Source organism: Pseudonocardia sp. P1 (assembly GCF_000178675.2).
GTDB lineage: Bacteria > Actinomycetota > Actinomycetes > Mycobacteriales > Pseudonocardiaceae > Pseudonocardia.
Genome location: NZ_ADUJ02000001.1, coordinates 1 through 12,273, shown reverse-complemented (window position 1 = coordinate 12,273; position 12,273 = coordinate 1). Strand labels below are relative to the sequence as shown.

14 protein-coding genes and 1 pseudogene are annotated in these 12,273 nt (G+C 76.1%); 7 read left to right on the top strand and 8 right to left on the bottom strand.

What is annotated here, in order from left to right; genetic code table 11:
• From PP1_RS00075 to PP1_RS00060, 4 genes are all read right to left on the bottom strand, one after another.
• Complete coding sequence (locus tag PP1_RS00075; RefSeq protein ID WP_075314337.1) at positions 1–489, bottom strand: STAS domain-containing protein; 489 nt, start codon at positions 487–489, stop codon at positions 1–3.
• A 402-nt stretch (positions 490–891) separates the two neighbouring features.
• On the bottom strand, positions 892–1,317 hold the full coding sequence (locus PP1_RS00070; RefSeq protein WP_075314339.1) for a DUF2795 domain-containing protein: 426 nt from the start codon (positions 1,315–1,317) through the stop codon (positions 892–894).
• The gene (locus PP1_RS00065; protein WP_170918900.1) at positions 1,314–1,463 is read right to left on the bottom strand and encodes a hypothetical protein; all 150 of its coding nucleotides are present in this window, start codon (positions 1,461–1,463) and stop codon (positions 1,314–1,316) included. Before PP1_RS00065 ends, PP1_RS00070 begins: the two co-directional genes overlap by 4 nt.
• 257 nt (positions 1,464–1,720) lie before the next feature.
• On the bottom strand, positions 1,721–2,629 hold the full coding sequence (locus PP1_RS00060; RefSeq protein ID WP_010224463.1) for an isocitrate lyase/PEP mutase family protein: 909 nt from the start codon (positions 2,627–2,629) through the stop codon (positions 1,721–1,723).
• Positions 2,630–2,784: 155 nt separating this feature from the next.
• Between PP1_RS00060 and PP1_RS00055 the strand changes: the two genes are divergently transcribed.
• Positions 2,785–3,732 carry an acyl-CoA desaturase gene (locus PP1_RS00055; RefSeq protein ID WP_010224462.1) on the top strand — a complete coding sequence of 316 codons (948 nt, stop codon included), beginning with the start codon at positions 2,785–2,787 and terminating at the stop codon, positions 3,730–3,732.
• Positions 3,733–3,754: 22 nt separating this feature from the next.
• Here the strand turns inward: PP1_RS00055 and PP1_RS00050 are convergent, their stop codons facing one another.
• The 4 genes and pseudogenes from PP1_RS00050 to PP1_RS00035 form a co-directional block, all read right to left on the bottom strand.
• A complete protein-coding gene (locus PP1_RS00050) occupies positions 3,755–4,843 on the bottom strand; it encodes an ABC transporter ATP-binding protein (protein WP_033198660.1) in 1,089 nt (362 codons plus the stop codon).
• On the bottom strand, positions 4,840–6,195 hold the full coding sequence (locus PP1_RS00045) for an ABC transporter permease (protein ID WP_337819656.1): 1,356 nt from the start codon (positions 6,193–6,195) through the stop codon (positions 4,840–4,842). Before PP1_RS00045 ends, PP1_RS00050 begins: the two co-directional genes overlap by 4 nt.
• 219 nt (positions 6,196–6,414) lie before the next feature.
• Positions 6,415–6,801 (bottom strand): substrate-binding domain-containing protein, encoded by a 387-nt coding sequence (locus PP1_RS00040; RefSeq protein ID WP_337819655.1) that lies wholly within the window; start codon positions 6,799–6,801, stop codon positions 6,415–6,417.
• A gap of 94 nt (positions 6,802–6,895) precedes the next feature.
• Positions 6,896–7,282 (bottom strand): annotated as a pseudogene (locus PP1_RS00035) (extracellular solute-binding protein); the annotation flags it as partial.
• A gap of 305 nt (positions 7,283–7,587) precedes the next feature.
• On the opposite strand from PP1_RS00035, the gene PP1_RS00030 reads away from it, so the two are divergent.
• From PP1_RS00030 to PP1_RS00005, 6 genes are all read left to right on the top strand, one after another.
• Entirely contained in the window at positions 7,588–8,202 is a 615-nt protein-coding gene (locus PP1_RS00030) for a response regulator transcription factor (protein WP_337819654.1), read from the top strand.
• Positions 8,203–8,509: 307 nt separating this feature from the next.
• Positions 8,510–8,965: a hypothetical protein gene (locus tag PP1_RS00025; RefSeq protein ID WP_337819653.1), complete on the top strand. Its 456-nt coding sequence runs from the start codon at positions 8,510–8,512 to the stop codon at positions 8,963–8,965.
• Positions 8,965–9,462, top strand: coding sequence for a sensor histidine kinase (locus PP1_RS00020; RefSeq protein WP_337819652.1), 498 nt, complete (start codon positions 8,965–8,967; stop codon positions 9,460–9,462). The genes PP1_RS00025 and PP1_RS00020 overlap by 1 nt, the downstream gene beginning before the upstream one ends.
• 196 nt (positions 9,463–9,658) lie before the next feature.
• The gene (locus PP1_RS00015) at positions 9,659–10,564 is read left to right on the top strand and encodes an MFS transporter (protein ID WP_337819651.1); all 906 of its coding nucleotides are present in this window, start codon (positions 9,659–9,661) and stop codon (positions 10,562–10,564) included.
• A 31-nt stretch (positions 10,565–10,595) separates the two neighbouring features.
• Positions 10,596–10,790 (top strand): hypothetical protein, encoded by a 195-nt coding sequence (locus PP1_RS00010; RefSeq protein WP_337819650.1) that lies wholly within the window; start codon positions 10,596–10,598, stop codon positions 10,788–10,790.
• A 914-nt stretch (positions 10,791–11,704) separates the two neighbouring features.
• A complete protein-coding gene (locus tag PP1_RS00005) occupies positions 11,705–12,106 on the top strand; it encodes an acyl-CoA-like ligand-binding transcription factor (RefSeq protein WP_337819649.1) in 402 nt (133 codons plus the stop codon).
• Positions 12,107–12,273 lie beyond the last annotated feature (167 nt).

The following is a 12,273-nucleotide window of genomic DNA, read 5'->3' as shown; positions in this document are numbered from 1 at the left end:
TCACCCGCCCGTCGCCACCACCCGGTCCCGGGCAGCCGGGGCGCCGGAGCCCGGCCCGTCGACCCGGGGCGTGTCCGCGCCCCGCGGCGCGGGGACGCCGGCGGTCCCGCCGGGGTCGCGGGACCCCGCGAGCTCGCGGACCGCGACCTCCGCGGACGGGTACGCGCTGCACCGCAGCAGGACCCTGCGGGCCGGGAGCGGGAGCAGCTCGGCCCGGCCGCCGCACCCGGCGAGGTGGGTGTGCACGGCCCCGCCGCGGGTGCGGCCGACGAGCGAGCCGAGCGTCTCGACCGCGGTGCCGTCGAACTCGGTCACCCCGGTCACGTCCACCACCAGGTGCGCCGGGACCCGGCCGCAAGCGCGCTGGGCGTCGAGGAGACGCCCGAGCGCGGCGACACCCGGGCCGTCCAGCCGTCCGCTGACCCGGACCAGCCGCACCCCGGGTGCCGCCGTCTCGACCGCCAGCCCGATCCCCGGATCCACCTGCACGTCGTCCTCCCTCGCCGTCGTCGCGGGCACGGACGGCCCGCCGGGGGGACCTACCCGGCGCCGGGGCGTCCACACCCGCGGGCGGACGACCGGTCCGGTCCGGTCGTCCGCGCGACGGGCCGGCCGCGACCCACCGGAACGAGTGTGATACACATCACCGGTCTTCGGAACCGGTGCCGGGAGGACTTTCGGCCCTGACGAGCACCGGAGCACGGGGCGCACTCTCGTCGGGTCGGTCGCACCGGCCGACGACGGACCCGCCACCTGCCGCTGGGGAGCGGGCGGGTGGTACCCCGGTCGGGGTCGGCGCGCTCGGGACCGCCGGCCCCGGCCACCGTCGTGAGAGGCCGCAGACCGCGCACGGGGCCGGGACGCACCGCGCGGCAGTCGGCCGGACAGGGGTCAGGCGGGCGTGCGGCCGGAGCGCGGCACGACGGGCGGGCGCGGTGCGATCCGCCGGTGCGCGACGACGTGCGCGACGCCGTGGTCGCCGCGGTGCCGGTGCTCGGCACCCGGCACGGGCGGGGGCCCGGTCCGGAGACGGCCGCGCGCCACCGCGGCCAGCATCTCGAGGATCGACTCGAGCGACGGGTAGCGCCCGTCGGGAAGCGGTGCGAGCTGGTTGCGCAGCACTCCGCTGACCCCCCAGGCCTCGGCCTCGGCGATGACCTGCCAGCGACAGGCGGGCCACTGCAGGCCGGCCAGGACACGTCGCAGGTTCTCGCGCAGGTGCTCGACGTGCGGCGGGGCCGGCGGCGGGAGCGGGGGCGGCGGGACCGGCGCCGGCGCCGGCAGCGGCAGCCGGCGCCGGCGGGCGGGCCCGTTCACGCGACCTCCCCCGTCCCGAGGTCGAGCTGCTGGGCGCCGGTGCACTCGGGGTCACCGTCGAGGTGCCGGTAGCTGAAGGTCGGCATCTCGGTGGGTGCGGCGGGGTCGGCGTGGCGGAAGATCCGGCACACGGATCCTTCCGCCACGGTCGACCAGCACCGCTCGCATATTCGTAGTCGGGGAGTGTTCTGAGGCATGGGTTCACCGCCAGGGCCGGGACTGGACACGTCCTGCCGCAGGGCCGCCTCGGGAAGGTCGGCGGACCGGCGTGCCGGACCGTCCGAGTGTGGGTGATGACACACCCCCGGTGCCACTCGTGGCGTCCGGCGCCACCCGCCGGGACGCAGCCGGTCCCGATTTCCGGAACGGTCCGTGTTCGGACTCCCGCCTGCCGGGGTACGGGTCAGCCCCCGTCGCCGGCCCGGTAGGTCTGCTCCAGATCGCGGATCTCGCCGATGCCGGCGAGCTCGGCGAACGCGTCCAGCCCGCCGAGCCGGTCGAGCATCCCGGCCGGGGTCCCGTCCGCCTTCAGGCGTGCGAGCAGCTCGGTCATGCCCGCGGTCGCCGCCAGCAGCGTGCCGACGGGGAACAGCACCAGGGCGAAACCGAGCTCGGCGAGCCGGTCGCGGGAGAGCGGCGGGGTCCGTCCGCCCTCGGCCCAGTTGAACACCAGCCTGTGCCCCTGCAGCGCTGTGGCGACCGTCTCGATGTCGGCCTCCGACGTCGGCGCCTCCACGAACAGCAGGTCGGCACCGGCGTCGGCGAACCGGCGCGCCCGGTCGATCGCCGCGTCGAGTCCGTCGACGGCGGCGGCGTCGGTCCGGGCGATGATCAGCAGGTCCGGATCGGTGCGGGCGTCGGCCGCGGCCCGGATCTTGGCCGCCATCTCCCCGGCCGGGACCACCTGCTTGCCGGCGAGGTGCCCGCACCGCTTCGGCATCACCTGGTCCTCGAGGTGCAGTGCGGCCACCCCGGCCCGCTCGTAGTCACGGACCGTCCGGATGACGTTGATCGCGTTGCCGTAGCCGGTGTCGGCGTCGGCGATCAGCGGCAGGTCGACGGCGTCGGCCAGCCGGGCCGCGTGCGCGGCCATCTCGGCCCCGCCCAGCAGCCCGACGTCCGGACGGCCGAGCAGGCCCGCCGTCGTCCCGAAGCCGGTCATGTAGACCGCGTCGAAACCCGCCTGCTCGACGAGCCGGGCGGACAGCGCGTCGTAGGCGCCCGGGGCGAGCACGGGCCCGCCCTCGTCGAGCAGGGCGCGCAGCCGGGCACGCCGGTCGCCGGGGGCGGGGTGGCTGATCAGGTCGGCCACGGGTGGCTCCTTCCGTCGTCGTAGGGGTGAGTGAACCCTGTGCACCGCACGGACGCACGCAGGGATCCGGCCGGGTGACACCCTCGTCGCGACGTCCCGGGGACGGGGGTTCTCCCCACTGTCCGAGGTGGTGCGGCCCGGAATGATCGGACGTCGTGACCGCCCCCCGGCCCGTCGCCCCGCGCGACCTCTCCGACCGTCTCCGCCATCCCGTCCCCCACCTGTTCGTCTACGCCTTCGCGATCGTCCCGGCGATCGCGCTCGTCGCCGCCGTCCCGCTCGCCTGGGGATGGGGCCTGACCTGGCTGGACGCCGGGCTCGCGATCGGCATGTACGTCGTGTCGATGCTCGGCGTGACGGTCGGTTTCCACCGCTACTTCACGCACGGCTCGTTCAAGGCGACCCGGGCGCTGCGGATCGCGCTTGCGGTCGCCGGCAGCCTCTCGGTGCAGGGACCGGTCCGGCACTGGGTCGCCGACCACCGCAGGCACCACGCCTACGCCGACGCCGAGGGCGACCCGCACTCGCCGTGGCGGTACGGCACCTCCCCTTCCGCGCTGGTCCGCGGGTTCTGGCACGCCCACATGGGGTGGATCTTCGACCGCTCGCTGACCGACCAGCGCCGGTTCACCCCGGACCTGCTGGCCGACCCCGACATCGACCGCGTGCACCGCGGCTTCACCCTGCTCACGATCCTGTCCGTGTTCGGCCCGGGTGTGGTCGGCGGCCTGGTGACCTGGTCCTGGTGGGGCGCGTTCACCGCGTTCTTCTGGGCCGGGCTGGTGCGCGTCGCGGTCTCGCACCACGTGGCCTGGTCGACGAACTCGATCTGCCACATGATCGGCGAGCGCCCCTACCGGGCCCGGGACAGGTCGACCAACGTCTGGCTGCTCGCCATCCCGAGCATGGGCGAGTCGTGGCACAACATGCACCACGCGGACCCGACGTCGGCGCGGCACGGCGCAGGCCGCGGCGAGATCGACATCTCCGCCGGGACGATCCGGCTGTTCGAGCGGCTCGGCTGGGCGCACGACGTCCGGTGGCCGACCGAGAAGCGGCTCGCGCGGCTCGCGGCGAACCGGACCGAGGACGCCACGGCCTGACCGCTCCGGGCGGCACCCGGGGTCACCCCTCGGTCGCCGCCGGCGGGACGGCGTGCACCGCGCCGTCGATCCGCAGCCGGCACCGGTCGCCGGGTGCCCACCGCTCCCCCGGGACCGTCCGTACCCGCACCGGCGGTCCTGCCGGTCCGTCCGGACGTGCCGAGACCAGCAGTGCCTCCCCGCCGAACTCGGTGCGCTCCACCACGGCCGGTGTCCCCGGCGCGGACGGCCCGTCGATGAGCACCTGCTCCGGGCGGAGCACCACGACGACCGCGCCGTCCGGGCCCGGCGCCGTTCCGGGACGGATCGGCGCGCGACCCAGGACCGTCGTCGCCACGCCGCCGGTGCGGTGGGCCGGGAGCAGGGACGCCTCGCCGACGAACCCGGCGACCCGCGCGGTCACCGGGGCGGTGTAGAGCTCGCGGGGGCTCGCGGTCTGGACCAGCACGCCGCCGTCGAGGACGGCGACCCGGTCGCTCACCGAGAGCGCCTCGCGGTGGTCGTGGGTGATCAGGACGGCGGTGCTCCCCGCCGCACGCAGCGCCGCGACGGCGTCGGCCCTGACCTGGTCGCGGAGGCCGGCGTCGAGCGCGGAGAACGGTTCGTCGAGCAGGACGACCGCCGGCTCCGGTGCGAGCGCGCGGGCCAGCGCGACGCGCCGCCGCTCCCCGCCGGAGAGCTCGTGCGGCATCCGGGCCCCCTTGTCCGCCAGTCCGACCAGTTCCAGCAGGTCACCGACCCGGCGGCGCCGCACCGCACGCACCGCGGCCACCTGCCGCCATCGCCCGGGGCCACCGGCCCGCAGCCCGAACCCGACGTTGCCGGCCACGTCGAGGTGGGCGAACAGGGCGCCGTCCTGCGGGACGAGGCCGACCCGGCGCCGCTCGGCGGGCGTGCCCGTGACGTCGGTCCCGAGGAGGCCGACGGTCCCGGCGTCCGGCCGGTGCAGGCCCGCGACCACCCGCAGCAGGGTGGTCTTCCCGCTGCCGCTCGCCCCGAGCACCGACACCAGCTCGCCGGGACCGGCGTCGAGGTCGACCCCGTGCAGGACGGGCGTGCCGCCGTGCCCCGCGACGATCCCCCGCACCGACAGCGTCGTCCCCGCTGTCATGCCCGGTCCCCCCGGACCAGCAGTGCCGCGGGCACGCACGCCAGCAGCAGCAGGGCCAGCGCCGCGGGGGCGGCCGCCCCGTAGGCACCGCGGGCGGTCTGCGCCCACAGCTCGGTCGCCAGCGTGTCCACCCCGGTCGGGCGCAGCATCAGCGTCGCGGGCAGCTCCTTCATCGCCGTCACCGTCACCAGCAGCCCGCCCGCGGCGATCCCCGGCCACGCCTGGCGCGCCGTGACCGTCCACCACGTGCCGGACGCGCTGCGCCCCAGCGTGCGGGCCACCTCCTCGACCTCCACCGGCACCCGCTCCACCGACGACCGCACCGCCCCCAGCGCCTTCGGCAGGAACAGCAGGGCGTAGCCGAACACCAGCACCGGCGCCGTCTGGTAGAGCCCGGGCACGACGGCCAGCGACAGGAACACCAGCGACAGCCCGACGACGACGCCCGGCAGCCCCTGCCCCAGGTAGGCCACCGACTCGACGGCGGCCACGACGCGCGAGCGGTGGCGCGCGGCCAGCACCCCGACCGGCAGGGCCAGGAGCACCGCGAGCACCGCAGCGGCGCCGGACAGCAGCAGCGTCCAGCCCGCCGCCGTCAGCAGCCGGGGCAGGTCGACACCGACACCACCGGCCGCCACGATCCGTCCCACCAGCACCGCGGGTGGCACGAGCAGGGTGAGTGCGGCGACCGTGCCGAGCCCGGCCACGCAGAGCGCCCGCACGGTGGCACCGGGCCGGTGCGGGGGCACCCGATGGGTCGCCGTCGTCGCGGGGGCCCGGGTGAACCGGCGCCGGGCCGCGCGCTCCGCGACGACCAGCAGCAGCGTCAGCACCGCCAGCACCAGGGCGGTGACCGCGGCGCCGGTGCGGTCGATCGCGCCCTCGTAGGCGGCGCGGACCGCCCAGGTGAAGGACTCGTAGCGCAGCAGTGCGGGCGCCCCGAAGTCCGACAGCGTGTACAGCGCGGCGAGCAGTGTCCCGGCGAGTGCCGCAGGCAGCGCCTGCGGCAGCGTCACCGCGCAGAACGCGGCGACCGGGCCCCGGCCGAGGGTGCGTGCGACGTCCTCGGGGCCGGTGTCGGCGGCCCGCAGCGCGGCGGCCGCGGGCAGCGTCACGTACGGGGTGCAGGCGGCCACCAGCACCAGGGTGAGCGGAACCAGCCCGCTCGCCGCCGGCCGCACGGCGAGCACGGCGAACGCGAGCAGGTAGGACGGCACGGCCAGCGGCAACGCGGCGAGCACCCACCACAGCCGCGGCCAGGGCAGCCGGAGGCGGACCAGCAGCGCCGCCGTCCCGAGGCCGAGGACGAGGCAGCCGGCGGACACGCCGAGCACGAGGACACCGGAGTTCACCGCGAGCTGGAGGGTGCGCTCGCGGACGAGCAGCGACCGGACCCGCTCGGGTGCGGCCTCCCGACGCGGACCACCAGCCAGACGAGCGGCAGCGCGGCGAGTGCGGCGACGGACGCCCCGGCGGCCGACAGCGTCCGCGGGTGCGGGAGCGCCGCGCGGCCGGGACGCCCGGAGCGGTGTGCTCCGGGGTCCCGGCCGGGCGGACGGTGACGGGTGTGCTCAGAGCAGCCCGGCCTCGGTCATCATCCGGGTGGTCTCGTCCAGCGAGGCGAGATCGGACAGGTCGAGCTCGGGACCCGCGAGCTCGGCGAGCGCCGGCACGCCCTGGGGTCCCGGCACACCGGCGACCAGCGGGTACTCGGTGGTCTCCTCGGCGAAGTACCGCTGCGCGGGCTCGGACACCAGGAACCGGACGAGCTCCTGCGCCTCCGCCGACTGCGCCGCCCCGGTGAGGATGCCGGCACCGGTGACGTTGACCAGCGCGCTCGCGGTGCCCGGATCCCCGAACCGGAGCTTCGCGCGCTGCATCGGGGTCTCCGCGCTGGTCCAGTAGTAGTGGTTGATCAGCCCGGCGTCGACGGTGCCCGCCTCCACCGCCTCCAGCACGGCACCGTTGCGCTCGAAGACCTGCGGCTCGTTCGCCCGCCAGCGCGGTCAGCCACTGCCGGGTGGCCTCCTCGCCGTCGGTGACCCGCATGGCCGTGACGAACGCCTGGAACGACGCGTTGGTCGGTGCGTACCCGACCCGCCCACGCCACTTCGGGTCGGTCAGCTCCCGCACGTCACCCGGCGCCTCCGCCTCGGGGACGTCCTGGCTGTCGTAGGCGACGACGCGGGCCCGGCCGGTCAGCCCGACCCACGTCCCGTCGGTGGAGGTGAACCCGGCGGGCACGGCACCGGCGACGTCGGCGGGCAGCGGCGCGAACCGCCCGGCCCCGGCGAGGACGCCGAGCGCGCCCGCGTCCTGCGACAGGTAGACCTGCGCCGGGGTGCCGTCGCCCTCCTCCTGGATCTGCGCGGCCAGCTCGGTGGTGGAGCCGTAGCGGGTGTCGACGGTGATCCCGCTCTGCTGCTGGAACTGCTGGATCAGCGGGGCGACCAGCTCCTCGTCCCGTCCGGAGTAGAGGGTCAGGGTGCGTGGCCCCTCGGCGGCCGGGCTCGCCGCCGGCTCGGCCGGAGCGGGGGCGCCGCCACCGCACGCGGTGACCAGCAGCGAGACGGCGAGCAGCGCGCCGCCGCCAGGCCGCGCTTCGGGATCGGATCACGTCGGAGTCCTCCGGATTCTCATGACGGGGTGTCCGGAACGCGTCGGGTGTCCGATCACTCCCGTTCCGGGCGGGCAGGCTAACCTCGGTCGACGGCGGGGGGATCTCCCGAGAATTGAGGGGGTGCGTGGCCGTGCTGCGGGTGCTGCTGGTCGACGACCACCGGTCCTTCACCGACCTGCTCGTCCTCGGCCTGGGGGCCGAACCCGGGATCGGCGTCGCCGGTGTGGCGCACACGGTCGACGCGGCGCGCGCCCTGCTCGACGGCTGCGACGTCGTCGTGCTCGACGTCCGCCTCCCCGGTGGCGGTCTCAGCCTGCTCCCGGCCGCGCACGCGGGGTGCCCGGACACTCGTCCTCACCGCGCACCCGCGCCCCGAGCCCGCCCGCCGGGCGCGCGCGGCGGGGGCCGCGGGCTTCCTGGGCAAGGAGACGCCACTGGCCGGCATCGTCGCCGCGATCCGCACCGTCGCGGCCGGCGGGACCGTGCACGGCACGGCCGTCCTCGAGCTCCCGCACCTGACCCGCGCGAGCGTGACGTCCTCGGGTCGCTGGCCCGCGGCCGCGACGCGACCCGCATCGCCCACGAGCTCGCACTGTCCGTGCACACCGTGCGCGACCACGTCCGGGCGCTGCTCGGCAAGCTCGACGCCCGCTCGCAGCTGGAGGCGGTCGTCACGGCCGAGCGTCTCGGCCTGGTCGCGCTCGACCCGGAGGGCGAGCCCCTGGCCGGCGGCCGATGAGCCGCACCGGCCCGCACCCGGTCCGGCGGGCGTTGCTCGGGCACGTCCTGGGCACCGTCGCGGCGGCGGCCCTGGTGTGCGCGCTCGTCACCGCCGGGGTCTGGTGGCTGGCCCACGACGAGGCGGAGCGACGGGCGGAGCAGGTCTCACGCCGGGTCGCCGCGGCCGTCGTCGTGCCGCTGGCGGACCGCGACCTGGCCGCCGCCGGCCCGGCGGCGCGGGACCGGCTGCTGGCGGACCTCGCCCCGTTCCGGACGGTCGGCATGGTGAGCCGGGTGAAGATCTGGCTGGTGGGCCCGTCGGCGCGGTGGTGTTCTCCGACGAGCCGCGGCTGGAGGGGTTCACCCGGCGGTTCGATCCCGACCTGGCCGCCCGGCTCGACGGTGGCGCTGCCGTCGTCCTTGCGGTGCCCGACGACCCCGAGCACCGCTTCGAACAGGGCGGCGGGCTGCGCGAGGTGTTCCTGGGGTTCACCGACGCGGCGGGTCGGCCGGCCCGGGTGGAGGTCTACGTCCCGGTCGACGTCGAGGGCTCGACGGCTCGCGCCGTGGGCCTGCTGGTGCCACCCGTGGTGGGCGGGCTGCTGGCCGTCGCACTCGCGGTGCTGCCGCTGTCGGTCGCGCTGGCGCGGCGCCGGGAGCGAGAACGGATCGAACGCCGGGACGCGGCCCGCTACGGGCTCGCCGCCGGGGAGCTCGCACGCCGCGACCTGGCCCGCCGCCTGCACGACGACGTCCTCCCCGCCTGGCCTCGGCCGGGCTGATGCTGGATCTCGCCCCGGCCCGGCCGGAGCTGGTGAGCCGGGCACGGGAGACCGTCGGCGACGGCGTGCTCCGGATCCGCTCGGTTCTCGACGACCTGCTCCCCGCCGACGTCGACGCGGCGGGTCTCCCGGACGCGCTGCACCGGCTGGCCGCCGGCGGGGAGCCGCGCGCGAGCGTCGCCGTCCCCGGCGCGGCGGGCCTCCCGGACGCCACCGCGGTCCTGCTGCACCGGATCGCCGGCGAGCTGCTGCGCAACGTCCGCGCGCACGCCGCGGCGTCGGCCGTGGGGGTGGACCTCGCGGTCGGGGGTGGCCGGGCCCGGCTCACCGTCACCGACGACGGCACCGGGTTCGACCCGGGCCGTGGCCCCGAGCCGGGGCACATCGGCCTGCTGCTCGTGCGCGACGCCGCCCGCGACGCCGGTGGGGAGGTCACCGTCCGCAGCGCCCCGGGCAGCGGGACCACGGTGACCGTCGACCTCCCGGACGGCCGCTGACCCCGCACGGGCGGGGCGCGCGACCGATGTGTGCGTGATGTGCGCCGTCGCACTCTCGGCAAACTTGCGCATCGTGCACGTTCGCCGCGTACGATAGTTGCGTGACGTCAACTACTCGCTCTCCGGAGGAGGCCGCCGCCCACCGCCGCGCCGTGCTGCTCCCGCTCAGCGGTCTGCTCATGGCCCTGTTCGTGGCGTGCTCTCCAGCACGATCGTGTCCAACGCGCTGCCGCGGATCCTCGGCGACCTGGGTGGTACCCAGGCCGAGTACACCTGGGTCGTCTCGGCCTCGCTCCTCGCGATGACGGCGTCCACCCCGATCTGGGGCAAGCTCGCCGACCTCTACTCCAAGAAGCTGCTCGTCCAGGCCGCGATCGGGATCTTCCTGATCGGCTCGCTGCTGTGCGGCCTGGCCACCGAGACCTCGCAGCTCATCGGCTTCCGGGTGCTCCAGGGCCTGGGCATGGGCGGGCTGCAGGCGCTGACCCAGGTCGTCATCGCGGCGATCATCACCCCGCGCGAGCGCGGCCGGTACATGGGCTACCTGTCGGCGATCATGTCGCTCGCGGTGGTCGGCGGCCCGCTGCTCGGCGGCGTCATCGTCGACTCCCCGCTCGGCTGGCGCTGGTGCTTCTTCGTGGGCGTCCCGCTGGCCGCGATCTCGCTGGTCGTGCTGCAGCGCACGCTGAACGTCCCGACCGAGCGCCGCGACGACGTCTCGATCGACTACGTCGGCGCCCTGCTCATCGCGGCGGGCGTCTCCGCGATGCTGCTGTGGACCTCGCTCGGCGGCAAGCAGTTCGAGTGGTCGTCGCCGCTGTCGTTCGGCCTGGTCGGCGGCGGTGTGGTGCTGCTGGCGCTGGCGGTCCTCGTCGAGCGCCGCGCCAAGGACCCGGTCGTCCCGCCGTTCCTGTTCCGGGACCGGACGTTCGTGCTCGCCACCGTCGCCAGCCTCTTCGTCGGCGTCGCGATGTTCGGGTCGACGATCTTCCTGTCGCAGTACTTCCAGCTCGCCCGGGGCGCCACGGCGACCGAGGCCGGTGTGCTGACCCTGCCGATGATCGTCGGCATGTTCCTGGCCTCGAACGTCGCGGACAGCTGATCAGCCGCTACGGGGCTGGAAGCGTTACCTCGTGATGGGCGGCGTGTTCCTCACCGCCGGCCTCACCCTCGGCGCCACGGTCATCTCCTCGACCGTGCCCTACTGGCAGGTCGGGCTCGCCATGCTGCTGGTCGGCCTCGGCGTCGGCATGACACAGCAGAACCTCGTGCTGCCGTGCAGAACACCGTGGCGCTGCGGAACATGGGCGCCGCCAGCTCGACGGTGACCTTCTTCCGGTCCCTCGGTGGCTCGGCGGGCGTCGCCGGTCTCGGCGCGCTGCTCGCCTCGGTGGTCGCGACGCGGACGTCGTCGGGGCTCGCCGCAGCCGGTGTCGACGGCGGCGGGGCCACGCAGGCGGTCAGGTCCCGAACATCGCGGAGCTGCCCGAGCCGGTCCGCTCGATCGTCATGGACTCCTACGGCCACGCGATCGCGGAGATTCTTCCTGGTCGCCGCGCCGCTGGGTCTGCTCGCGCTGATCGCGATCCTGTTCCTGCGCGAGCAGCCGCTGCGCGACACCATCGACCTGGAGCCGGAGACCCCGGCCGAGGCACAGCCGCGGCACCGGCGGTCCGCCGCGACGACACGCACGGCGCGGCGCCCGGCCCGGTGCTGCACGGCGTCGTCCGCGCCGACGGGGTCCCCGCACCGGGGCGGTCCTCACCGTCCTCGACCGCAACGGGACCGAGGTCGGCCGCACCCGCGCCGACGACGACGGCCGGTACCGCGTCTGCGTCGCGACCGGCACCGTCTCCACGGTCTACCGGTGGGACGGCCGGCCCGCCGCGCACCGGCTGACCGTCCCCGCGACCGGCCTGCGGTTCGACGTCGACCTGGCCCCCTCGGCAGGGCCGGTCCGGCCCGAGGTCGTCTCGGTGATCGACCGGCCGGCACGGGAGAACGCGCGGGCCGACCGTGTCTGAGCAGCAGGCGCCGCCCGGGCGCCGGGAACGGAAGAAGGCCGCGACCCGGGCGGCGCTGGCCGCCGCGGCGTTGCAGCTGTGCAGCGAAACGGTCTCGACCAGGTGACCGTCGAGCAGATCGCCGACGCCGCCGACGTCGCCCCGCGCACCTTCTTCAACTACTTCACCTCGAAGGAGAGGCGATCGTCGCGGGGAACGCGGCGACCGCCGACACCCTGGTGGCCGCGTTCACCACCCGGCCCGACGACGAGCCGGTCGTCGTGGCGCTCCGGCACGCGCTGCGCGCCGTCGTCACCGATCCCGGCTATCTCGGCCGGGTCCGGCAGATGCGGGCGCTGCGCGAGTACCCGACCGTCGTGGCGCACCACATGGCGGCGTTCGCGGCGCAGGAGCAGGCGCTCGCCGCCGCCGTCGTCACCCGGACCGGGACCGACCCGGCCCGGGACCTGTTCCCGACGCTCGCCGCGGCCGCGGCCGTCACCGGGCTGCGGGTGGCGGTGCAGCACTGGCTCGGCGACCACGGCCCCGATCCGCGCGGGCCCGAGCTCACCGAGCTGGTCGACGAGGCGATGGCCGTGTTCGACGGTGGCCTGCGCGCCGTCGCCGGGGCCCCGGCCTGATCCGGCCGGGCCGCCGGGGATCATCACGGGCGTGACCGTCACGACCCTGGCGCTGCCCACACCGGCGCCGCTCGAGCTGACCGTGCACGTCGCCGACGACCCGGCGGCGCCCGTCCTGCTGGTCGTGCCGGCCATGGGGATGCGGGCGTCGTTCTACACGCCGCTGC

Coding starts and splice junctions, on each gene's coding strand:
- PP1_RS00020 (WP_337819652.1), top strand. CDS start 8,965: ATGCTGGATCTCGCCCCGGCCCGGCCGGAGCTGGTGAGCCGGGCACGG.
- PP1_RS00050 (WP_033198660.1), bottom strand. CDS start 4,843: ATGACAGCGGGGACGACGCTGTCGGTGCGGGGGATCGTCGCGGGGCAC.